Origin of the sequence: gamma proteobacterium SS-5 (genome assembly GCA_009497875.2) — a bacterium.
In the GTDB taxonomy this organism is placed as follows: domain Bacteria; phylum Pseudomonadota; class Gammaproteobacteria; order Chromatiales; family Chromatiaceae; genus Magnetovirga; species Magnetovirga frankeli.
The window spans coordinates 776,592-799,728 of the sequence record CP032508.2 but is presented as its reverse complement, the minus strand read 5'-3'; the positions used below and the strand labels follow the sequence as shown (position 1 = coordinate 799,728).

The following is a 23,137-nucleotide window of genomic DNA, read 5'->3' as shown; positions in this document are numbered from 1 at the left end:
ATTCTTCAATGAATCATAGCACCCAGCCTATCTCTCTTTCCGCCTACTACCCTCCAGCTGCCATCCTATGTAGCATAGACCTGCCATCAACCATCAACAAAAGCATCCATGACCTGGTATCTGATCCACAGCAAACCGCGCCAGGAGTTTCGCGCCCTGGAGAACCTGCAAGCGCAGGGGTTTCATTGCTATCTGCCGCAACTGCGGGTAGAGCGGCTGAGACGCAAGCGCTTGCAGTGGTTTGATGAACCCCTGTTTCCGCGTTATCTGTTCATTCGGCTGGGGGGGGATGACACGCCGCAGGACTGGAGCCCGATCCGCTCCACCCTGGGGGTCAGTCGTTTGGTACGCTTTGGCGATGAACCGGCGCGGGTGGATGATGCCCTGATCGCCTTCCTGCAACAGCGCGAGGCAAAGCAGAACGCGCCCGAGCCCCTGTTCAAGGCCGGCGAGCGGGTACAGTTGACCAGCGGTCCCTTCGCCGGGTTTGAGGGGGTATTTCAGATGAGCAGCGGCGAGCAGCGCGCCCTGGTGTTGATCGAATTCCTGAACAAGCCGGTCAAGGTCAGCATGGCACCTGCTGAGCTGCGCAAGATATCCTGAAAACAGACAGAGGACAGAAGACGGTGTTTGGTGTCGCTGCGCGACAGATCAATAACCTGGCGCGTAGCGCCTCAACACTCTGTCCTCTGTCCTCTGTCTTCTGTTTTATTTGACCACCCGCAGCTTGGGGCGTTTGGGTGGAGGCGGCTCTTCCGGGCCTTCGTCTTCGGCGAACTCCTCGTCCTCGGGGAAGAGCATGCCGCGGCCGTTCTCCCGGGCGTAGATGCCCATCACCGCGTGGGGGGGTACCCGTATGTCCGTGGGCAGGCCGCCAAAGCGGGCGTTGAAGGTGATGGCCCGATTATCCATCTGCAGAAATTTGACCGCGCCGGGGCCGATGTTGAGCACTACCTGACCGTCTTCCACATACTGCACCGGCACCTCCACCCCCCTGGCATCGGCATTGACCAGCAGGTGCGGGGTCATGTTGTTGTCCACCAGCCATTCGTAAATGGCCCTGATGAAATAGGGCCGACTGGAACTCATGCCATCGGAATCAGCCACGGAGTTCTTTCTCGTATTCGGTCAGGCTCAGCTTGAAACCGGCGCGGGCGAACAGGCGGTCGGCATAGGCGCTGATATCGGCCGCCTGGGGCGGCAGCTCTATGCCCATCTGTGGCAGGCGCCAGAGCAGGGGGGCGATACTGCAATCCACCAGGGTGAACTCCTCGCTCATGAAGAAGGGCTTGGAGGCGAACACGGCGTTGGCCGCCACCAGACGCTCCTTGAGCTGTTTGCGCACCTTGGCGGCATCCTTGCCGTCGGCCAGGATCAGGTTCATCAGCCGATACCAGTCGTAGTCGATGCGCCACAGATAGAGCCGGGTGTTGGCCCGGCTCACCGGGTCCACCGGCATCAGCGGCGGATGGGGAAAGCGCTCGTCCAGGTACTCCATGACGACGCGTGACTCATAGAGCACCAGATCGCGGTCGATCAGGGTTGGCAGGGTGCCGTAGGGGTTGAGATCGACCACATCCTCGGGCAGGTCCTGGGGATCGGCGTCGAGGATCTCGACGGTAATGTTCTTTTCCATCAGCACCAGGCGCGCACGGTGGCTATAGGCGCTCTTGGGATTGGAAAAAAGGGTCATAACGGAACGTTTGTTTGCAGCAACCGCCATCAAATCAACTCCAATCATCTAAATAACCCGGACGATTCCCCCCGCGTACGCATCAGGGGGAGTCCCCGAAATTGTCGCGGGCAATAAAAAGGGCGCTCATTGTAGCAAAACGAGCGCCCTTGGGTATGCAGCCTTCAGACCGATCAGTGTACGTCTTTCCAGTACTCTTTCTTCATCAGATAGGCCAGCACGGTGAACACCAGCAGGAACAGGATGACATAGACGCCAAGGCGTTTGCGCTCCATCTGGATCGGCTCGCCGACATAGACCAGAAAGGCGGTCAGGTCACGCATGGCATTGTCGTACTCATCCGGGCTCATGCTGCCGGCGCTGACGCTCTCAAACCCGGCGAACTCCTTGTGCGGATTGCCACCGGCATCCTTGGTCTCGTTGAAGAGGGCCTTCTGCATACCCTGCAATTCCCACAGCACATGGGGCATGCCCACATCGGGGAATACCGTGTTGTTGACACCGAAGGGGCGCTTGGGATCCACATAGAAGCTGCGCAGGTAGGTATAGAGCCAATCGGCACCACGGGCACGGGCAATCACCGACAGGTCCGGCGGCGGCGCGCCAAACCAGCGGGTGGCGTCCTCGGCGCTCATGGCCACGGTCATCAGATCGCCGATCTTGTGGTTGCCGAAGATCATGTTGTCCTCGACCTCCTCATAGGTCAGACCGATGTCGTCGGCCATGCGCTGATAACGCTGATACTGCAGGGAGTGGCAGTTCAGGCAGTAGTTCATGAACAGCTTGGCACCGTGCTGCAGGGAGGCCTGGTCGGATAAATCGACATTGGCCGGGTCCAGCTTGGCACCGCCGCCAGCGGCCTGGGCGGCGCCGGCCGAGGCCAGCAGGAAGAGTGCAAAGATCAGTTTTTTCATTGGCTCACCCTCTCTGGAACGGGCTTGGTCTTGTCGATTTTGCTGTACCAAGGCATCAAGAAGAAGAACAGGAAGTACAGCCCGGTGAATATCTGCGCCAGCAGGGTCTTGGTCGGCGTGGAGGCCTGTACCCCGAGCCAGCCGAGCACCACGAAGGAGACCACGAAGATGCCGATCCAGACCTTGAACATCATGCCCTTGTAGCGGATCGACTTGACCGGGCTACGGTCCAGCCAGGGCAGCAGGAAGAACATGATGATGGCACCGAACATCACCACCACGCCGGGGAACTGGGAGCCGAACATGGGCGGAACGGCGCGCAGCATGGCGTAGAAGGGGGTGAAGTACCACACCGGGGCGATATGATCCGGGGTCTTCAGCGGGTTGGCCGGTTCGAAGTTGGGTGCCTCGATGAAGAAGCCGTTCATCTCTGGGGCAAAGAACACCACCGCCGAGAACAGGATCAGGAACACGCCGATGCCGACGATGTCTTTCACCGTGTAATAGGGGTGGAAGGGGATGCCATCGGCCGGTGCCGTATCGCTCCATCTGTTGCCCTTGGGGCCTTTCTTGATCTCCACCCCGTCAGGGTTGTTGGAACCCACCTTGTGCAGGGCGACGATGTGGATGAACACCAGCGCGGCCAGTACGAAGGGCAGCAGGAAGTGGAAGGCGAAGAAGCGATTCAGGGTGGCATCGGAGATAACGTAGTCACCGCGCACCCAGACCGACAGCTCCTCACCCACCACCGGCACGGCGGCAAACAGGTTGACGATGACCTGGGCACCCCAGTAGGACATCTGCCCCCAGGGCAGCAGGTAGCCCATGAAGGCGGTGGCCATCATGGCGACGTAGATCAGCACGCCGATGATCCACAGCAGTTCCCGCGGCTTGCGGTAAGAGCCGTAGATCAGGCCCCGGAACATGTGCAGATAGACCACCAGAAAGAAGGCCGAGGCCCCGGTGGAGTGCATGTAGCGGATCAGCCAGCCCCAATCGACATCACGCATGATGTATTCGACCGAGCCAAAGGCCAGCTCGGCATCGGGCTTGTAGTTCATCGCCAGCCAGACGCCGGTGAGGATCTGGATCACCAGCACCAGCAGGGCCAGGGAGCCAAAGAAGTACCAGAAGTTGAAGTTCTTCGGCGCGTAGTATTCAGACAGGTGTTCTTTCCACACCTTGGTGAGCGGAAAGCGCTCATCGACCCAGTTTATGAAGCTCATCAGGCGGCACCTCCGTCAAGACCGATCAACACATGGGTGTCGTCGATGAAATGATAGGGCGGGATCTCCAGGTTGGTGGGGGCCGGCACACCGGCATAGACCCTCCCGCCGAGATCGAACAGCGAACCGTGGCAGGGGCAGAAGAAGCCGCCCTTCCAGTCCGGACCCAGGTCGGCCGGGGCCACCTCGGGGCGGTAGGTGGGCGAGCAACCTAGATGGGTGCAGATACCAATCGCCACCAGGATCTCCGGCTTGATCGAGCGATGCGGGTTCTGGCAATACTCGGGCTGTTGGGTGGGCACCTCTGAGTTGGGGTCGGCCAGACGGTCGTTCAGGGTCTCCATGTCCTTCAGGTTCTTCTCCGTGCGCTTGACGATCCACACCGGCTTGCCGCGCCACTTAACGCGCAACAGCTGACCGGGCTCAAGCTTGCTGATATCGGCCTCAACCGGGGCACCAGCGGCACGGGCCTTGGCGCTTGGATTCATCGACGCCACAAAGGGCACCGCCACATAGGCAGCCCCCACGGCCCCGACAACGGAAGTCGCGACAGTAAGCAACCGCCGCTTTTTCAGATCAACCTCGTCTGCGCTCATACGCTGGACTCCCAACTACTTGATATAATAAATAAAAGTTAACCCGAACGGGCTGCTCAGGTTTATCAGAATATACTTATTCTTGTAAAAACCCACGCATTCTCTAACAAGCGCCCCTGCGGGTCAAGGCGACAGAAGGTGCTGTGCTGCATCCGGGTCAGGCTTGGCCGGGCTGGTTTTGACTGCCCCTGGCCAATTGCTCAACCCGGGCGGGGATCTCGGCGGCGGGCATGGGCTTGCCAAACAGGTAGCCCTGCAGCAGGTCGCAGCCGTGGTCCAGCAGGAATCGCTGCTGGGCGGCGTTTTCCACCCCTTCGGCCACCACCTTCAGGCCCAGGCTGTGGGCCAGGTTGATGCTGGCGGCGCAGATGGCCACGTCGTTTTCGTCGTGTTCTATGTCCTTGACGAAGGTGCGATCCAGCTTGAGCACATCGATGGGCAGCAGCTTCAGGTAGGCCAGGGAGGAATAGCCGGTGCCAAAGTCGTCGATGGCTATGTCCAGCCCCAGTTCTCGCAGCTTTTTCAGCTGCTCGATGGCGTGCTGGGGGTCGTGCATGGCGGTGGATTCGGTGATCTCAAAGCGGATCTCGCCCGGCCCTATGCCCTGCCCTTGCATTGTCTGGCGCACCTGCTCGACAAGCCCCTCCAGATACAGCTGCTGTACCGCCAGATTGACCGATATGCTCAGCTCCAGGCCCTCGGCGCGCCAGCTGGCGCGCTGCCGACAGGCCTGTTCTATGACCCAGGCTCCCAGCGGCAGGATCAGGCCTGAGTCCTCGGCCAGGGGGATGAACTGATCCGGCCCGAGCAGTCCGCGCTGGGGGTGATTCCAGCGCACCAGGGCCTCGACCCCGCTGGCATGGCCCTGAGCGGTGCAGATGGGCTGGTAGTACAGCTCCAGCTGGTCGTCCTCCAGGCCCAGGCGCAGTTCCTGCTCCAGCTGCAAGCGTTTCTGGATCGCCAGGTTCATCTCCATGGAGAAGAACTGGAACCGGTTGCGCCCCTGATTCTTGGCGTGATACATGGCCATGTCGGCGTTCATCATCAGCTCTTCGGCGTCCTTGCCGTCGTCCGGGAACAGACACACGCCGATGCTGGGGGTAGAGCGCAGCACCCGGCCCTGGATCTCATAGGGTTCGCCCAGGCGCTGCACCAGGCTTGCAGCGATGCTGGCCACCTTGAGGCTGGATTCGGCCTGGGCCAGCACCACGACGAACTCATCGCCGCCGATGCGGGCGACGATGTCGTTCTCCTCCACCAGGGCCTTGAGGCGCTTGCCCACCTCCACCAGCAGGGTGTCGCCGGTGTGGTGGCCGAGGCTGTCGTTGATGTCCTTGAAGTGGTCCATGTCGATGAACAGCATGGCCAGCCGGGCACCCTCGTGGTGGGCGGTGTGCAGGGCCTGATCCAGGCGTTCCTCCAGGCTGAAGCGGTTGATCAGCCCGGTGAGCACGTCGTGATGGGCGATGTAGTCGATGCGCTCCTCGGCCAGCTTGCGGTCGGTGATGTCGGTATAGCTGGCGATGTAGTTGCTGACCTGGCCCTGGCTGTTCTTGATGGCGGAGATGCTTACCCACTTGGGATAGGACTCGCCGTTCTTGCGCCGGTCCCACAGCTCGCCCTGCCAGTGGCCGGCCTGGTTGATTGAGGCCCACATCCGCCGATAGACATCGCGCGGGGTGTGGCCCGAAGAGAGCACCTTGGGGTTCTGCCCCTTGAGTTCCTCCAGGGAATATCCGCTGTATTTCATCAGTGCCTGATTGACGCTGATGATGCGGTTGTTGTGGTCGGTGATCAGGATGGCCTCGCTGCTGTGCTGGATCACATTGGCATAGAGGCTGATCTCCCGCTCCGCCAGCACCCGCTCGGTGACATCGCGGGCGAGGACGATGAAGCGCGGCCGGGCCTGGATGTCGCCCCCCTTGCGCGCCACGGAAAGCTCGAACCAGCGCACCCCCAGGGACAGCGGCAGCTTGATCTGATGGCCGTAGCTCTGGCCCTTGGCCATGGCCTCCCACAGGGCCTGGTGCACGGCCCTGGCCGCCTCGCCGGGCAGGACATCGTGCACGCTGCGGCCGAGGATATCCTCCTCGGTACCCATCAGCAGGTCCTGGCGTTGCGCCATTACCTGTAGGTAGCGGCCGTCCAGATCCAGTTCGAACATGAGGTCGGGCACCGCCTGCAGGGTGGCCGCCAGGTCGCTGGCCAGCTGCTTTACCGGGTTGCCGAAGCGGCGCCCGAGCAGGCCCACCAACAGCAGCCCCAGCACCAGCAACAGCAGCACGGTGGCGGCCATCAGCAGCATACCCTGGCGCAGGTCGGCATCCCGCTTTTGCAGGGAGATGCCCACCTGCACCACCCCCTGAATGGAGTGATCAAAGCCGCCGCGATAGGGCAGGGTCACCTCCAGGATGGGGTAGTCGCCCTGTTGCAGCCGCCGCGTCAGGCTCTCGTCCTCGTTGAGCAGGGCGCGTACCGCCTGCTCCATCGCCGCCCTGGGCAGGGGCCGGTCGCGCAGTTCCGGCTCGGTGCTGGCCAGCACCAGGCCCTGACGGTCAGTGACGCGCAGATAGCCGATCTCCGGCTGCGCCCGTTTGATATCGTTGAGCAGCAGCTGGGCGTGATATTTGCCCGAGAAGCTGACCCGGGAGATGGCGCTGGAGAGCACCTGGGTGAGCTGGGTGGTGAGCTTGCGCTCCTCGTATTCCATGATGCGGGTCATGTAGATGCCGCCCACCAGCAGGACGATGGACATAAGGGCGGCGATGACTACGCCGAAACTGACGCTGAGCCGTCGGTCCACCGTTGCCAGGGCGTCCATGTCCGGTTTGAGCAGGTCCCGACCAGGGCTCACTGCAGCGCCCGCAGTTGACCATCCCAGGTCGGATTCTCTGCCTTCCAGGGCTTGTCGAAGGGACCAGGGATGGGGCCAAGCCAGCCGGGATAGCGATCCAGCGTGTGCCGGGTGACGGGGAACACGGGCACCAGCAGATGGCGGGCATGTGGCCTTTGAGTGGCAATGGCATAGGCCGTCTTCATCGCCTCGGCCCCCAGCGGGCCGCAGAACTGGGCCGAGTCGATGTGGATCAGCCCGCCGTTAGCGATACGCCGGACCGATTTCGGATCGCCATCGATGCTGGCCACGACGATTTCATCGCGCCCAGCCGCCTCCAGGGCCTCGACCACCGCCAGACCGCCGCCATCGTTGACCGCGAACACCACATCGATGCTGCCCGGCTCAGGGAAGTCGCGCAGCATGGCCTCGCCGACGCGCCGCCCCTCCTCGGGCTGCACCGCCTTGTAGGCCTTGAGGATGCGGTAGGGCTGGCCCTGATCATCCAGGGCATCGAGAAAGCCATTGAGGCGCTCCACCGTGGAAGACACATGGGGGTATTCCACCAGCACCAAGCGAATTGGGCGCTGATCGGTGAAGTGGTCGGCGATGTACTCGCCATCCAGATAGCCAGCCTGGCGGTTGTCGGAGGTGACGTAGGCGGCCAGACGGCCGCCGCTGATGTACTGGTCATAGGCCACCACCGGGATGCCGACCGCATTGGCCGCCAGCAGGGGCTCGGCCAGGGCGGCGTTATCGGTGGGCTGGACGATGATGATGTCCGGCTGCTGCGCCACCAGGGTCTTCATCTGGGCGATCTGCCGCTCAATCCCCTCGGGGCCATCCCCGGCCACCTTGGCCAGCAACTCCACCTGGGGCAGGCCCTGGCTCGCCGCCCGCCGATTGATGCGCGCCGCTTCCGCCTCCAGCCCCTGACGCATGGCCACCTGACCCGGGATCTGCATGGACCAATAGAGTACGCCGACGCGAATCGGTGCCGGGGCCTCGGCCAGGACCCCAAGCGACAACAGGCAAAGCGCCAGGCCGATCAGCAGACGTATGCTCGGGATGGAAGGGACAGAGATCACAACCAGGCTCCAGGGGAAAAGGAGTCAAAGATACCAGTAGAGGGGATCAGCCGCCAGCGCGGTGGAATGGTTATGGTCCAGTACACCAGCCCATTTCAAGGGCGAGGATGACGGCCTGGTCGTTGTGAAGCCGCTTCTCGATCGCGTCGAACAACGGGGTGATTTTCTGGATGTAACGCCGAATGCGGAACTCGAAACTGCTTTGACGAAGGGGCAGAGTATTGTCCGTCCACTGACGGGGGATCAAGCCTTAGAGGAACTTGAAAAGAAGCTGGGGCACCTGTTGAGACCGGGCAAGCGCGTTCGCCCTTCGTCTCCATGGAAAGAAGATCAGCAGCACAAATTAGTGTAATTAGTAAGGTGTCACCGTTTTTATAAAGGCCGCACGAGGCGGCCTTTTGCTTGCGGTGCGACGGCTGTCGCTGCGGCTTATACCTTTTCCTTGATACGCGCCGCCCGGCCGGTGAGGCCGCGCAGGTAGTAGAGCTTGGCGCGGCGCACGTCGCCACGACGGGCCACCTTGATCTCGGCCAGGCTGGGGCTGTAGGTCTGGAACACGCGCTCCACGCCCTCGCCCGAGGACATCTTGCGCACGGTGAAGGAGGAATTCAGGCCGCGGTTGCGGCGGGCGATACAGATGCCCTCAAAGGCCTGCAGGCGCTCGCGGGTGCCTTCCTTGACCTTGACCTGGACCACCAGGGTGTCGCCGGGACGGAAGTTGGGTACCTCCCGGTTCATCTGCTCGGCTTCCAGTTGTTGAATGATGTTGCTCATGGCCCTTTGCTCCTATAACTCAGGTGACGGCCTCGCGGCCGGCGGTAGATTCGTGAATAAATGCGTTCAGTAGTTCAGTTTCTTCATCGCTCATCTGGCGTCCCTGCAGCAGATCCGGGCGCCGCTGCCAGGTGCGGCCGAGGGATTGCTGCAGCCGCCAGCGGCGGATGGCCTCGTGGTTGCCGCTGAGCAGCACCTGGGGCACCGCCTGCTGCTGGAACCACTCCGGCCGGGTGTAGTGCGGGCAATCCAGCAGTCCGTCCATGTAGGAGTCCTGCTGGGCCGAGTCCTCGTCACCCAGGACCCCGGGCAACAACCGCAGTACCGCGTCCATGATCACCATGGCGGCCGGTTCGCCGCCGCTGAGGACATAGTCACCAATGGACCATTCCTCATCCACGCAGCAGGTGATCAGGCGCTCGTCTATGCCCTCGTAACGCCCGGCCAGGAGGATCAGGCCGGGGTGGGCGGCCATCCTCAGCGCCGCTTGCTGATCAAATCTTTGCCCCTGGGGGCTCATGTAAAGCACCTTGGTGCCCTGGGGTGCCGCCTGCCGCGCGGCTTCTATCGCCTGCTGCAGCGGCTCGGGCTTCATCAGCATGCCGGGGCCGCCGCCGTAGGGGCGATCATCCACGGTTCTGTGTACATCAGAGGTGTAGTCCCGCGGGTTCCAGAGGCCCACCTGGGCCCTGCCCTGCTTGAAGGCCCGACCGGTCACCCCCTGCTCGATGAAGACCCGAAACATATCGGGGAACAGGCTGATGAGATCAAACCTCACCGCCCATCCCCAAAGCGCGTCCTCACGGGGGCGTTGTGCCTCAAAACTCCGGGTCCCAATCCACCCGCATCAGACCGGCGTCCAGATCCACCTCTTTGATCACCTGATCCATCAGCAGGGGCAGCAGGCGTTCCCGCTCGCCCTGGACCACCAGCACATCGTTGGCCCCGGTCTCGAACAGGTGATCCACCACCCCCAGCGCCACGCCTTCCAGGGTAAAAACTTGCAGCCCTTCCAGTTCGGCCCAGTAGTAGGTGCCCTTTTCGGCACGGGGCAATTGCGCACGTTTGATGGCGATGTCGCGCTCCAGCAACTCGGCGGCCTGATCGCGGTCGTCGTAGCCAGCCAGACGGGCGACTAGGCCCTTGCCCTGGATACGCCCCTCTGCCAACTGGTGTTCCTCCCAGCCATCGGCTCGCTGGAGATACCAGGGCCGATAGCCGAGAATGTTGTTGATCGGGCGGGTATGCGAATAGACCTTGACCCAGCCCTTGATACCATAAAGGCCGGTTACCCGGCCGATGATCACATGGCTGTCAGTGGAGTCCGCAGCGGAACCCGACATCCCTATCGACACCAGTACCTGATCAGGCGACGGCCTGAGCGGCCTGCTTACGCGACTGCTTCATCAGGCTGACCACGCGCTCGGTGGGCTGGGCACCCTGGCCGATCCAGTGTTCCACCCGGGCCAGATCGAGGCGCAGTTCCTCTTCCTTGCCCTTGGCAACGGGGTTGAAAAAGCCCAGGCGCTCGATATAACGGCCATCGCGGGAATTGCGCGAATCAGTGGCTACGACATGATAGAAGGGGCGCTTCTTGGCGCCAGTACGCTGCAGACGAATAGAGACCATCGTTAATCCTGTACCAGTTGAGCGACCCCGGTCGTGTTTCACGCCAGGGCCAGAGAGAACGCGGCATTTTACCCAATTTACGGCGAATGTGAAGGGCTGGAGAGAAAAATTTAATCTCCAATGGTTACCACTCGCCCACCAGACAGAAGGCAGATCGGCCTTTACTACCCCCTGCTTGAGGCAGCGGCGGGGTTGTAGATACCGAGCAAGGAATCCCCCTGCCATTGATCACGCAACACCCTGGGCACGCCGTTGCTCAAACGGCCACCACTGCGGGCTATGAAGGCGCGAAACTGAGGGGCCCTGCAGATATGAAGGGGTCGATAGACCCTGGGGGGATAGCCATAGGGCATGGGCGTCTCGACCTTGCCCTGTAGTAACTGACGGGCCAGGGTCAGCTCGGCCTGAAACCGGGCCACATGCTCACCCACCAAATCCTCCACCTGAGACTGATAAGACACCGGCACCCCCTGACAAAACCTGGCTTCACCGAACTATAGAACTAGCCTGATTTACCAGCTTGGACCCCTGCCAAAGCAACGGGGTTCCAGCCAGCGTTCACTTCGGCAGCTGCCCTCTGTTTACATCAGACGTTCAACACGGATACGCACGATCTCATCGGCGGTCAGGTCGGTCTCGGCAATGGCTGCCAGGGCGGCGTTCATCGCCTTCTCCTTGACCCTTTGGGTGAGCAGCACCAGGGGTACCACGCTCTGCCCCTCCAGGGGTTCCTTCTGCTGGGTGGCCTCTATACTGATGCCGGCATCGCCCAGGATCCCGGCGATGGTGGCCAGCACACCGGGCTTGTCCAGTACCTTGAGGTGCAGGTAGTAGGCGGTCTCCACCTCATCCATGCCCAGCACCGGGGTGTCGGACAGGGCATCGGCCTGGAAGGCCAGGTGGGGTACCCGGTTATTGGGGTCTGTGGTCAGGGTACGCACCACGTCCACCAGATCGGCCACCACGGCGGAGGCGGTAGGCTCGGCACCGGCACCGGCACCGTAGTAGAGGGTCGGGCCCACGGCATCACCCTGCACCAGTACAGCGTTCATCACCCCATCGACATTGGCGATCAGACGCCGCTCCGGGATCAGGGTCGGGTGTACCCGCAGCTCCACCCCCTGTTCGGTCTTGCGGGTGATGCCCAAGTGCTTGATGCGGTAGCCCAGATCGGCGGCATAGCTGACATCCTCCGGGGTGATGCGGGTAATCCCCTCGATGTAGCACTTGTCGAACTGCAGCGGTATGCCATAGGCCAGGGAGCCGAGGATGGTCAGCTTGTGCGCCGCGTCTATGCCCTCCACGTCAAACACCGGGTTGGCCTCGGCATAACCCAGGGCCTGGGCCTCGCGCAGCACCTCATCGAACTGGCGCCCCTTGTCGCGCATCTCGGTGAGGATGAAGTTACCGGTGCCGTTGATAATACCGGCGATCCACTCGATGCGATTGGCCGCCAGGCCCTCGCGCAGGGCCTTGATGATGGGGATGCCGCCGGCCACGGCGGCCTCGAAGGCCACGGTGACGCCCTTGTGCTGGGCGGCGGCGAAGATCTCGTTGCCGTGCATGGCGATCAGCGCCTTGTTGGCGGTGACCACATGCTTGCCGTTCTCTATGGCCTGGAGCACCAACTCCTTGGCCGGCGAATAGCCACCGATGAGTTCGACGACAATCTTCACCTCGGGGTCGTTGACCACGGCCCAGGCATCATCGCCGATGGTGCCGATCCGCCCCAGCCCGTCTATGCCCTCGGGGTTGTAGTCCCTGGCCGCAGCATGGGAGATGACAATGCCACGCCCGGCGCGGCGGGCGATCTCCTCGGCGTTGCGGTGCAATACGCTGACGGTGCCGCCACCGACGGTGCCCAGGCCCATCAGGCCCACTTTGACTGGTTTCACAAGTTACTCCTGGGGTTTAGATATCGGATCGCAAAGGACGCAAACAAGCGCAGAGTACGCAGAGGTTGATAGAGATGACTTCTTCAGCCCAGGCCACCCATGATGAGGGCAACAATTTGACTTAAAATGTCTTTTCTCTGAGTCCGTTGCGATCCCGTTCAACCTATATTCCTCAGTTAAGCCACAGAGACACAGACGACTCCAGGGAAGGAGGAGGTAGAACGAAGCAGGAGGCCAGAGTCGAGATCACAGAGTTGTTTCAATGAGTTACCTATCAGACTGGGCTCACTTAGAAGGTGTTGAATGTTCGCTTTCCAAGACATTGATTTTTCTCTGTGTACTCTGTGGCTCTGTGGCCAAATGCTCTTTTTAGGTTCAAGACTTATTGCAACAAACCATCCCTGCGGAACATGTCGCGGATGCCGCGCACGGCCTGGCGGGTGCGGTGTTCGTTTTCGATCAGGCCGAAGCGGACATGGCCGTCGCCGTGCTCGCCGAAGCCGATGCCAGGCGATACCGCCACCTTGGCGTCATGCAACACCTTCTTGCAGAACTCCAGCGAGCCCATGGCCCGGTAGGGTTCAGGGATGGGTGCCCAGACGAACATGGTGGCCTTGGGCCGCTCCACCGCCCAGCCGATGTTATTCAGGCCATCGCAGAGCACGTTACGGCGCCGTTCGTACATGGCGCGGATCTCCTCGACGCAGTCCTGCGGGCCTTCCAGGGCGGCGATGGCGGCCACCTGGATCGGCGTGAAGGTGCCGTAATCCAGATAGGACTTGATCCGCGCCAGCGCCCCCACCAGGGTCTTGTTGCCGCACATGAAGCCGATCCGCCAACCGGGCATGTTATAGCTCTTGGAGAGGGAGAAGAACTCCACGGCGATATCCTCGGCCCCCGGCACCTGTAGGATCGAGGGGGCCTTGTAGCCGTCGAACACGATGTCGGCGTAGGCCAGGTCGTGGATCACCCAGATATTGTGCTCCCGGGCTATGGCCACCACGCGCTCGAAGAAGTCCAGCTCGACGCAGTGGGTGGTGGGGTTGCCAGGGAAGTTGAGCACCAGCATCTTGGGCCTGGGCCAGGAGTCCTTGATCGCCTTTTCCAGCTCATCGAAAAAGCTCTGCGTGTCCTGCATGGGCACATGACGCACATCGGCACCGGCGATGATAAAGCCGTAAGGGTGGATCGGGTAGGCCGGGTTGGGTACCAGCACCGAGTCCCCCGGCCCCATGCAGGCCAGCGCCAGATGGGCCAGGCCCTCCTTGGAGCCGATGGTGACTATGGCCTGGCTATCCGGGTCCAGCTCCACCGCGTAGCGGTCGCGATACCAGTTGCAGATGGCCCGGCGCAGGCGGGGAATGCCCTTGGAGGCGGAGTAGCGGTGGGTATCATGGCGGCTGGCCACCTCGATCATCTTGTCAACGATGTGTTGCGGCGTCGGCTGATCCGGGTTGCCCATGCCAAAATCGATGATATCCTCGCCCCTGGCCCGTGCCTCGGCCTTAAGTTCGTTGACGATGGCAAAGACGTAGGGCGGCAAGCGGTTGATTCTATGAAACTCTGCCATCTCGGGTGTGGACACGGGGACCTCTGCGGTTAGGGGATTAAACGAAGTAAATTAACTGAGTGGCCAAGGGTCTGTCAAAAGTGCTTTTGAACCTGTACTTTTGAACTCTGAAGCGCGCACTCGGGTGCTAAACTGGGCAAATGATCAACTTTAGCCTGGACACCAACCCCAAGGGCATGGGCATAGAGGCCCTGGACGCGCGCGGCATACAGATCGGCGGCCAGATCCATGCCCACAGCCTGCTGCTGACAGCCGAGCGCTTGCAACCCTGGCCGCCACAGCGGTTTGCCGAGCTGACGCGAGACCATCTGGAACTGATGCTGGCACATCCGGCGGATGTCTATCTGCTTGGTGTTGGCGCGCAGCAGCGCTTCCCCGCCGTGGACCTGCTGGCGGTATTCTATGCACGCGGCCTGGGGATTGAAGTCATGCACAGCGCTGCGGCCTGCCGCACCTTCAACATCCTCGCCGCCGAGGGCCGCAACCCGGTAGCGGGAATCCTCTGGGAGCCCAGCGTATAAGCCCTGGCACCGCGACCGGCCAGAAAATTCGCGCCTCTGGAGGGCTGGGGCTTTCGGTGCTACATTAGACAGGCCGTAGCGTAGCTACTTTCCCTTCCCCCTCCAAGTGGCGAGGGGCTTAACGGCCTGAGCAGTTACGACGCAGCAAAATAAAAAGCAATTCAAATAGGGTGCGCTGGACAGGGCTTTGCTGGCCAGTGATCATCACAATAAACCCTGCGCAGACGGGGTTTCAATATAAGACAAACAAGGAGTTGGAGGATGTTGCACTGGAAATCCCGAACGCAATCCGGCCGGATTGCGTTTACTGCTGTCTGTATCTGGCTGTTTTTATTCGGTAATCCTACCCTGGCTGAGGAAGGGGATCCGGTGCGCATCGGCGTACTGGCCCACCGTGGCGAGGCCCTGGTCATGGAGTCCTGGCAGGGCCATGCCGATTACCTCAATGAACGCCTCGCCCCCCTGCGGTTTGAGATCGTTCCACTGCCCTTCGCCAACCGAGAGATGACCCTGGCGGTAGAAGGGCGCTTGGTGGATTTCATCATCACCAACCCCGGCCACTACATCGAGCTACAGCTGGGTGGGCACGCCACCGCCATTGCCACGCGCCGGGTGCAGGGGTCCAATGGCATCATCGACAGCTTCGGCGGCAGCCTGGTCACCCTGCCCCATCGGCAGGACATCCAGAGCTACAAGGACCTGCGCGGCAAGACCCTGCTGATCCCTTCGGTGCACAGCCTGGGGGCCTGGCAGTCGCAACTGCGCGAGGCCCTGCAGCAGGGCCTGGACCTGCGCACCCAAACGCATATCGTTCAGCTCGATGACCACCACGCCGTGGTCGAGGCCCTGCTCAGGGGCGAGGGCGATGTCGGCTTCATCCGTAGCGATGTGTTGGACGATCTGATCGCCAAGGGTCGGCTGCAGGCCGATGCCCTGCGCCTGGCCAACCCCATCGAGCAGCCCGGCTACCCCCATCGCCTGAGCACCCGGCTGTATCCCGAATGGCCCCTGGCGGTGGTCAGCGGGGTGCCCCAGGACCTGGCCAAGTCGGTGCTCACCGCCCTGCTGGCGCTGGGGCCGGAGCACCCGGCCTCGCTCTCGGCGAATATCCGTGGCTGGAGCGTGGTGGGTGATTACAGCCCGGTGCTGAACCTGTTCCGCGAGGTCGGCCTGGGCCCCTTCAAGCCCGCCCCCCTGGCCCTGAAGGAGTTGATCCTGCGCAGTTGGCCGGTATTTACCGGCCTGGCCGGACTCCTGTTGCTGGCCCTGTTTCTGACCCTGGTCACTGTCATGCGCTCGCGCAAGCAGTTGTTCGAGATGCAGGAATTGCTGAAGAAGAGCCAGGAGATCTCCCTGGTGGGCAGCTGGTCGGTGGATCACCGCAACCACCAGCTGACCATCTCCGACCAGGTCTATCGCCTGTTCGGCTATGAGCCTGGGGCCTTTGTCGCCACCTACCAGACCTACCTGCAGGCGATCCACCCGGAGGACCGCGAGCGGGTGGAGCAGGCCTTTCTCAATGCCGCCAAGAACAACCAGTCCTGGGAGATGGTGCACCGCATCCTGCGCCCGGACGGGGCCGTGCGCACGGTGCTGGAGAAATCGATCAATGTGGTCAACGAGCGCGGCGAGCCGATCATCTCCACCGGCAGCATCCAGGACATCACCGAGCAATCGGAAAACGAACACAAGCTGCGCCTGGCCGCCAACGTCTTCCAGCATTCCGCCGAGGGCATACTGATCACCGATGCCGATGCCCGCATCCTGGATGTCAATGCCGCCTTCAGCCACATCACCGGCTACAGCCTGGAAGAGGTGGAGGGCAAGACCCCGCGCATCCTCCAATCCGGCCGGCATGATGAGGGATTCTATCAGGCCATGTGGAACGCCTTGCTCGATCGCGGTTTCTGGAAGGGCGTGGTATGGAACAAGCGCAAGGACGGCGTGGAATACGCCGAGCAGCTGACCATCTCGGCGGTGCGCAGCGGAGATCAGGGTGCCCGTCAGTATGTAGCCATCTTTTCCGACATCACCGAACAGCTGGAGCGGCAGAACCACATCGAACACCTGGCCCACCACGACGGTCTGACCGGCCTGCCCAACCGCATGTTGCTGCATGACCGGCTGAAACAGGCCATCGCCTACAGCGACCGGCACAACACCCTGCTGGCGGTGGCCTACATGGACCTGGACGGCTTCAAGCCGGTCAACGACGACCACGGCCACGAGGCCGGCGACCACCTGCTGATGGAGATCGCCTATCGCCTCAAATCCTCCCTGCGCGCCCAGGACACGGTGGCGCGCCTGGGCGGCGATGAATTCGTCCTGTTGCTAAGCGACCTGCACAGCGTGGATGAATGCGAACAGGCCGCCGACCGCATCATCGCGCTGATCTCCACTCCCATCGACATCGGTGATGAGGTCCAGGTACAGGTCTCCGCCAGCGTCGGCATCGCTCTCTACCCCCTGATCGAGGGGGCCGACGACACCCTGCTGCGCAACGCCGACCAGGCCATGTACGTGGCCAAGACCTCGGGCAAGGGCCGTTACCATCTGTTCGAGCGGCAAAGCGACAGCGGCACCCGCACCCGCCATGAGGAGCGCGAACGCATCGAACAGGCCCTGCGCAATGAGGAGTTCCTGCTCTACTATCAGCCCATAGTCGATATGTGTACCGGCAAGGTGGTGGCGGTGGAGGCCCTGCTGCGCTGGCAGCACCCGCAGGAGGGACTGCTGCTGCCGGAGCGTTTCCTGCCGGTGATCGAAAACAGCGAGGTTGCCGTCAACCTGGGCTACTGGGTGATGGACCAGGCCTTCGACCAGCTGGCCCGCTGGCACCGCCAGGGGCTGGAGCTGAGCCTGAACATCAACGTCTCCGCCTGTCATCTGCTGGATCAGGGGTTCATCGACCACCTGCAACACCTGCTGCAACAACACGCCGAACTGCCGCCCTACAGCATCGGCCTGGAGATCCAGGAGACCGCCGCACTGGACGACATCGGCCGGGTCTCCAACCGGGTCGGCCGCTGCCGCGCCCTCGGCATCGGCTTCGCCCTGGACGACTTCGGCACCGGCTATTCCTCCCTCTCCTACTTCCGCCGCCTGCCCATGGATTGCGTCAAGATCGACCGCAGCTTCGTCAAGGATATGATCGACGATGAGGACGATCTGGCCGTGATCGAGGGCATCATCGGCCTGAGCCAGGCCTTCCAGCGACGGCTGGTGGCCGAGGGCGTGGAGACCCCCCAGCACGGCGTGGCCCTGCTCATGCTCGGCTGCGTCTATGCCCAGGGCTATGAGATTGCCCGCCCCATGCCGCCAGAACAGATGCCCGACTGGATCGAGGGCTACGCCCCCAGCCCCGGCTGGCAGGACTGCCTGAACCAACGCTGGACCCGCGATGACCTGCCCCTGCTGCTGGTGGACCAGCATCACAGCAACTGGATCGACCGGGTGCAGACCTACCTCGACAGCGACCAGCCAAGCGATGCCCACCTGCTCAACCTGCATCACCGGCAATGCCGCTTTGGCCGCTGGTACAAGGGGGTAGGAACCCGGCTTTATGCCCAGCTGCCGGAGTTCATCACCCTGGGCGAGACCCACCGCAGGATCCACGACCAGGCACGCAGGCTGATCCAGCTGCATGGGCACGGCGAGCTGGAGTCCGCCCGCGCCGGCATGGCCGATCTACTGGAGAGCAAGCAAACCCTGATCGAACAGGTGGCCCTGCTCAAGGACCGGGTAAAACGGCTCAGAGGCCAGAGGACAGAGGACTGAAGACAGAAATTTGAGGGCGCTTTGCGCCCAGTTTACTGATCTGTCGCGTAGCGACGCAAAATTCTGTCCTCCGTCCTCAGGCCCCTGCCCTTGTCCCCAGTAAATTTTCCCCTCACCCCTTGACTCTGAAAACTTCGCCCCTATTATTGGCACTCACCATCAGTGAGTGCTAACACCCCGGTGTTCTGGCCCTTACTGCTTGGAGACAATACTTTTTGGTCTTCAGATTAACCTCATTGAAGGAGTGAAATTGATGAACATTCGTCCCCTGCACGACCGCGTGGTCGTCCGTCGTATGGAAGAAGAGCGCACCACCCCCGGTGGCATAGTCCTGCCCGACAACGCCACGGAAAAGCCCATCCAGGGCGAGGTGCTGGCCGTGGGTAACGGCAAGATCAAGGACAACGGCGAGGCCCGCCCGCTGGATGTCAAGGTCGGCGACAAGGTGCTGTTCGGCAAGTATTCCGGCACCGAGGTCAAGATCGATGGCGAAGAGCTGCTGGTCATGCGCGAAGAAGACATCATGGGCATAGTCGAAGGCTAGGCCGACGCAACCCGCGAATCCCCTTCAAACATCAACATAGGAATCTCAAGTATGTCTGCAAAAGAAGTACGTTTTGGCGAAGATGCCCGCAAGAAGATGCTGCACGGCGTCAACACCCTGGCCAACGCGGTCAAGGTCACCCTCGGCCCCAAGGGCCGCAACGTGGTGCTGGAAAAGAGCTTCGGTGCCCCCACCGTGACCAAGGACGGCGTCTCCGTGGCCAAGGAGATCGAACTCAAGGACAAATTCGAAAACATGGGCGCGCAAATGGTCAAGGAGGTCTCCTCGCAGACCTCGGACATCGCCGGTGACGGCACCACCACCGCTACCGTGCTGGCCCAGGCCATGGTGCGCGAAGGCCTCAAGGCCGTCGCCGCCGGCATGAACCCGATGGACCTCAAGCGCGGCATCGACAAGGCCGTAATCGCCGCCGTTGCCCAGCTCCAGTCCCTCTCCAAGCCCTGCGCCGACAACAAGGAAATCGCCCAGGTGGGCACCATTTCCGCCAACTCCGATGACTCCATCGGCGAGATCATCGCCGAGGCCATGGAAAAGGTCGGCAAGGAAGGCGTCATTACCGTGGAAGAAGGCACCTCCCTGGGTAACGAACTGGACGTGGTAGAAGGCATGCAGTTCGACCGTGGCTACCTGTCACCCTACTTCATCAACGACCAGCAGAGCCAAAATGCCGAGCTGGAAGAGCCCTACATCCTGCTGCACGACAAGAAGATCTCCAACATCCGTGAACTGCTGCCGGTGCTGGAGGCCGTGGCCAAGGCCGGCAAGCCGCTGCTGATCGTTGCCGAGGACGTGGAAGGCGAGGCCCTGGCCACCCTGGTGGTGAACACCATCCGTGGCATCGTCAAGGTCTGCGCGGTCAAGGCCCCAGGCTTCGGCGACCGGCGCAAGGCCATGTTGCAGGATATCGCCGTGCTCACCGGCGGTACCGTGATCTCCGAAGAGGTCGGCCTGACCCTGGAGAAGGCCACCCTGAACGAGCTGGGCACCGCCAAGAAGGTCACCGTCAGCAAGGAAGAGACCACCATCATCGACGGTGCCGGTGCCGAGCAGGACATCAAGGCCCGCTGTGAGCAGATCCGCGCCCAGGTCGAGGAAACCACCTCCGACTACGACAAGGAAAAGCTACAGGAACGCCTGGCCAAGCTGGCCGGCGGCGTTGCCGTGATCAAGGTGGGTGCCGCCACCGAGGTGGAAATGAAGGAAAAGAAGGCGCGCGTGGAAGATGCCCTGCACGCCACCCGCGCCGCCGTGGAAGAAGGCATAGTCCCCGGCGGTGGCGTGGCCCTGATTCGTGCCCTCAAGGGTATAGACGTCAAGGGCGACAACCACGATCAGGATGTCGGCATCACCCTGTGCAAGCGCTCCATGGAAGAGCCCCTGCGGCAGATCGTCAGCAACGCCGGCGATGAGGCCTCAGTGGTGCTCAACAAGGTGGCCGATGGCAGCGGCAACTTCGGCTACAACGCCGCCAACGGCGAGTATGGCGACATGGTGGCCATGGGCATACTCGACCCCACCAAGGTGACCCGCACCGCACTGCAGAACGCCGCCTCCGTGGCCGGCCTGATGATCACCACCGAATGCATGGTGGCGGAAGAACCCAAGGAAGAGTCTGCCGCCATGCCGGGCGGCGACATGGGCGGAATGGGCGGCATGGGCGGAATGGGCGGCATGATGTAACCCAGGCAAGGCCCAAGACCCGCCCTGAACCCAGGGCGGGGCAAGCCAAACAGGCCCGGCGAGCAATCGCCGGGCCTTTTTTATACCCAGCGGCAAGGCCGGAATCCGACCCAGCACATGGCAAAAAGCCCCGGTCTTGCGGCCTGATCCTATAAACCGCAGATTACGCCGATTATCGCAGATTAAATTATGTATTTTCATTAGGTTATAATGACTTAGCCAGTCACCCGCTGGGTGACTGGGTGCACTTGGCAAACACACTGAAAAATCTGTGTAAATCGGTGAAATCTGCGGTTCAACTGCTCTTTTTAGGCTGATCGGTTCCTGCTAGGAGCCTGTCGGGTTTAGGTGCCCGTAGCGAGCAAGGTGGGAGAGCGAGAACAAATTTTCACGATTTTGAGGCGCTGAGTTGGCCTACGCAACGAAAAATCGGGGCCAATGTTCAAAACAATTCTGGGCCGTTCTTCCCACCGGCGCAGTAGGGGCACCCTGAATCCGACAGGCTCCTAGGTTCTCTGGGGTATCTTCGGTATCATCGGCCCCATGTCGATCCAGCCCAATAGCCTCCCTACCCGACAAGCGGGCCGCGCCTGGCCTTGTGCGAGGCGATCGTCAGGCCCCTGGCAGGGCCTTAGCCCCCTCCTGCTCGGTCTCTGCGGGCTTTGCCTGACCAGCGGCACCCTGGCCGCCGAAGTAAGGGTTGCGGTGGCAGCCAACTTTGCCCTGCCGATGCAGCAGATCGTCGCCGAGTTCGAGCGGAGCACGGGCCACAGGGCAGGGGTCTCCCTGGGCGGCACCGGCAAGCTATTTGCCCAGATCAGCCACGGCGCGCCCTTTGAGGTCTTTCTGGCCGCCGATCAGCGGGCCCCGGCGCGGTTGGTGGCCGAGGGCAAGGCCCTGGCGGATTCGCGCTTCACCTATGCGCGGGGTCGCCTGGTGCTCTGGTCGAGCCAGCCGGACCTGCTGGATGCCGATGCCTCGGCCCTGCAGCAGGGGCGCTTTAGTCGCCTGGCCATAGCCAATCCCCGCGTAGCGCCCTACGGTGCCGCTGCCCTGGCGGTGCTGGAGGGTCTTGGCCTGCTAGAGATGGTCAGGCCCAAGCTGGTGCAGGGGGAGAACATCGCCCAGACCTACCAGTTCGTCGCCAGCGGCAACGCCGAGCTGGGCTTTGTCGCCCGCTCCCAGGTGATGCGGGATGGCCAGCTGCAGGCGGGCTCGGCCTGGCCGGTGCCGGAGCGGCTGCACCCGCCCCTGCGCCAAGACGCGGTGCTGCTGCTACGGGGTAAGGACAACCCTGCCGCTCGGGCCTTGCTTGCCTTTCTGCGCAGCGAGGCAGCCGGCAGCATCATCCAGTCTTTCGGTTATGGGCTATGAGGTCAAGCCAGCGCAGCTGGAGCCAAAGAAGAACGCAGAGCTGGTTGGAATAAACCTCTCGCCCAGCTCCTTTTCAACTCTGCGAGCTCTGCGCCCTCTGCGTCCCAAATTTCGACGATTTTCAATGGTGAGGTGTCATGGGCTTTAGCGATGCCGATCTGGCCGCCATCTGGCTGACCCTGCGCCTGGCCGGGGTCACCACCCTGCTGCTGTTGCTCATCGGCGCGCCCATCGCCTGGTGGCTGGCGCATACCCGTTCCCTGTGGAAGGGGCCGGTTGGGGCGCTGGTGGCCCTGCCGCTGGTGCTGCCGCCGACGGTGCTGGGCTTTTACCTGCTGCTGGCGATGGGGCCGCAGGGGCCGGTGGGTCAGTTCACCCAATGGCTGGGGATCGGCCTGTTGCCCTTCAGCTTCGCAGGGCTGGTGGTAGCCTCGGTGTTCTATTCGCTGCCCTTTGTGGTGCAGCCGCTGCAGAATGCCTTTGAGGGCCTGGGCAGCCGCCCCCTGGAGGTGGCCGCCACCCTCAGGGCCGGGCCGGTGGATCGCCTCTTCAGCCTGGTATTGCCGCTGACCCGCTCCGGCTGGCTCAGCGCCGCCATCCTCGGCTTTGCCCACACGGTGGGCGAATTCGGCGTGGTGCTGATGATCGGCGGCAATATCCCCGGTGCCACCCAGGTGATCTCGGTACAGATCTACGACCACGTCGAGGCCATGGACTACACTCAGGCCCACTGGCTGTCGGCGAGCATGCTGATCTTCTCCTTCGTGGTGCTGTTGCTGCTCTACAGCTTCAATCGCCGGACGCGGGTGATCCTTTGAGCACGCCTAATGCACATGGAGCGGACAGCGCCACCCCGGAACATGAAACATCTTCTAATCAATGGGACGCAGAGGACGCAAAGGAGCGCAAAGGACGCAGAGAAGAATGAGGAGGAAGTGGCCCGGATGCAGCGAAGCGGAATCCGGGGTTACTGCTGGGCAGGGCCACGCCTAACCTTTGCCC

The 23,137-nt window shown here is 62.2% G+C and carries 22 protein-coding genes; 8 read left to right on the top strand and 14 right to left on the bottom strand.

Annotated features, from left to right (window positions below; all coding sequences use genetic code 11):
• The first annotated feature begins 108 nt into the window (after positions 1–108).
• Positions 109–603, top strand: coding sequence for a transcription/translation regulatory transformer protein RfaH (gene rfaH, locus D5125_08885; protein ID QFY89590.1), 495 nt, complete (start codon positions 109–111; stop codon positions 601–603).
• A gap of 105 nt (positions 604–708) precedes the next feature.
• Here rfaH and D5125_08880 read toward each other — a convergent pair whose 3' ends face one another.
• The 7 genes from D5125_08880 to D5125_08850 form a co-directional block, all read right to left on the bottom strand.
• On the bottom strand, positions 709–1,089 hold the full coding sequence (locus D5125_08880; GenBank protein ID QFY91108.1) for a ClpXP protease specificity-enhancing factor: 381 nt from the start codon (positions 1,087–1,089) through the stop codon (positions 709–711).
• Between the two features lie 10 nt (positions 1,090–1,099).
• A complete protein-coding gene (locus D5125_08875; protein QFY89589.1) occupies positions 1,100–1,723 on the bottom strand; it encodes a glutathione S-transferase N-terminal domain-containing protein in 624 nt (207 codons plus the stop codon).
• Positions 1,724–1,866: 143 nt separating this feature from the next.
• A complete protein-coding gene (locus tag D5125_08870; GenBank protein QFY89588.1) occupies positions 1,867–2,607 on the bottom strand; it encodes a cytochrome c1 in 741 nt (246 codons plus the stop codon).
• Positions 2,604–3,833 carry a cytochrome b N-terminal domain-containing protein gene (locus D5125_08865; protein ID QFY89587.1) on the bottom strand — a complete coding sequence of 410 codons (1,230 nt, stop codon included), beginning with the start codon at positions 3,831–3,833 and terminating at the stop codon, positions 2,604–2,606. The genes D5125_08870 and D5125_08865 overlap by 4 nt, the downstream gene beginning before the upstream one ends.
• Entirely contained in the window at positions 3,833–4,429 is a 597-nt protein-coding gene (gene petA, locus D5125_08860; GenBank protein QFY89586.1) for a ubiquinol-cytochrome c reductase iron-sulfur subunit, read from the bottom strand. Before petA ends, D5125_08865 begins: the two co-directional genes overlap by 1 nt.
• A 157-nt stretch (positions 4,430–4,586) precedes the next feature.
• The gene (locus D5125_08855) at positions 4,587–7,283 is read right to left on the bottom strand and encodes an EAL domain-containing protein (protein ID QFY89585.1); all 2,697 of its coding nucleotides are present in this window, start codon (positions 7,281–7,283) and stop codon (positions 4,587–4,589) included.
• Complete coding sequence (locus D5125_08850; GenBank protein ID QFY91107.1) at positions 7,280–8,227, bottom strand: sugar ABC transporter substrate-binding protein; 948 nt, start codon at positions 8,225–8,227, stop codon at positions 7,280–7,282. Before D5125_08850 ends, D5125_08855 begins: the two co-directional genes overlap by 4 nt.
• A gap of 184 nt (positions 8,228–8,411) precedes the next feature.
• On the opposite strand from D5125_08850, the gene D5125_16985 reads away from it, so the two are divergent.
• Entirely contained in the window at positions 8,412–8,702 is a 291-nt protein-coding gene (locus D5125_16985; protein QPB72226.1) for a hypothetical protein, read from the top strand.
• A 77-nt stretch (positions 8,703–8,779) separates the two neighbouring features.
• On the opposite strand, the gene rplS is transcribed toward D5125_16985, so the two are convergent.
• The 7 genes from rplS to alaC all read right to left on the bottom strand — a co-directional run bounded on the left by rplS (position 8,780) and on the right by alaC (position 14,218).
• Positions 8,780–9,124 (bottom strand): 50S ribosomal protein L19, encoded by a 345-nt coding sequence (rplS, locus tag D5125_08845; GenBank protein QFY89584.1) that lies wholly within the window; start codon positions 9,122–9,124, stop codon positions 8,780–8,782.
• 19 nt (positions 9,125–9,143) lie between these two features.
• Positions 9,144–9,902 carry a tRNA (guanosine(37)-N1)-methyltransferase TrmD gene (gene trmD, locus D5125_08840; GenBank protein QFY89583.1) on the bottom strand — a complete coding sequence of 253 codons (759 nt, stop codon included), beginning with the start codon at positions 9,900–9,902 and terminating at the stop codon, positions 9,144–9,146.
• A gap of 40 nt (positions 9,903–9,942) precedes the next feature.
• Positions 9,943–10,467 carry a ribosome maturation factor RimM gene (rimM, locus tag D5125_08835; GenBank protein QFY89582.1) on the bottom strand — a complete coding sequence of 175 codons (525 nt, stop codon included), beginning with the start codon at positions 10,465–10,467 and terminating at the stop codon, positions 9,943–9,945.
• A 22-nt stretch (positions 10,468–10,489) separates the two neighbouring features.
• On the bottom strand, positions 10,490–10,753 hold the full coding sequence (gene rpsP / locus D5125_08830; protein QFY89581.1) for a 30S ribosomal protein S16: 264 nt from the start codon (positions 10,751–10,753) through the stop codon (positions 10,490–10,492).
• Between the two features lie 164 nt (positions 10,754–10,917).
• Positions 10,918–11,214 (bottom strand): hypothetical protein, encoded by a 297-nt coding sequence (locus tag D5125_08825; GenBank protein ID QFY89580.2) that lies wholly within the window; start codon positions 11,212–11,214, stop codon positions 10,918–10,920.
• Between the two features lie 120 nt (positions 11,215–11,334).
• Positions 11,335–12,648, bottom strand: coding sequence for a homoserine dehydrogenase (locus D5125_08820; protein ID QFY89579.1), 1,314 nt, complete (start codon positions 12,646–12,648; stop codon positions 11,335–11,337).
• 382 nt (positions 12,649–13,030) lie between these two features.
• Positions 13,031–14,218, bottom strand: coding sequence for an alanine transaminase (gene alaC / locus D5125_08815; protein ID QFY89578.1), 1,188 nt, complete (start codon positions 14,216–14,218; stop codon positions 13,031–13,033).
• A 140-nt stretch (positions 14,219–14,358) separates the two neighbouring features.
• Between alaC and D5125_08810 the strand changes: the two genes are divergently transcribed.
• From D5125_08810 to modB, 6 genes are all read left to right on the top strand, one after another.
• Complete coding sequence (locus D5125_08810; GenBank protein ID QFY89577.1) at positions 14,359–14,739, top strand: hypothetical protein; 381 nt, start codon at positions 14,359–14,361, stop codon at positions 14,737–14,739.
• A gap of 261 nt (positions 14,740–15,000) precedes the next feature.
• Positions 15,001–18,516: an EAL domain-containing protein gene (locus D5125_08805; GenBank protein QFY89576.1), complete on the top strand. Its 3,516-nt coding sequence runs from the start codon at positions 15,001–15,003 to the stop codon at positions 18,514–18,516.
• Positions 18,517–18,769: 253 nt separating this feature from the next.
• Entirely contained in the window at positions 18,770–19,060 is a 291-nt protein-coding gene (gene groES, locus D5125_08800; GenBank protein QFY89575.1) for a co-chaperone GroES, read from the top strand.
• 51 nt (positions 19,061–19,111) lie between these two features.
• Positions 19,112–20,761, top strand: coding sequence for a chaperonin GroEL (gene groL, locus D5125_08795; protein QFY89574.1), 1,650 nt, complete (start codon positions 19,112–19,114; stop codon positions 20,759–20,761).
• A 543-nt stretch (positions 20,762–21,304) separates the two neighbouring features.
• Complete coding sequence (modA, locus tag D5125_08790) at positions 21,305–22,135, top strand: molybdate ABC transporter substrate-binding protein (GenBank protein ID QFY89573.1); 831 nt, start codon at positions 21,305–21,307, stop codon at positions 22,133–22,135.
• Positions 22,136–22,272: 137 nt separating this feature from the next.
• Positions 22,273–22,953, top strand: a complete 681-nt coding sequence (gene modB, locus D5125_08785) for a molybdate ABC transporter permease subunit (protein QFY89572.1) — start codon at positions 22,273–22,275, stop codon at positions 22,951–22,953.
• The last annotated feature ends 184 nt before the right edge of the window (positions 22,954–23,137 follow it).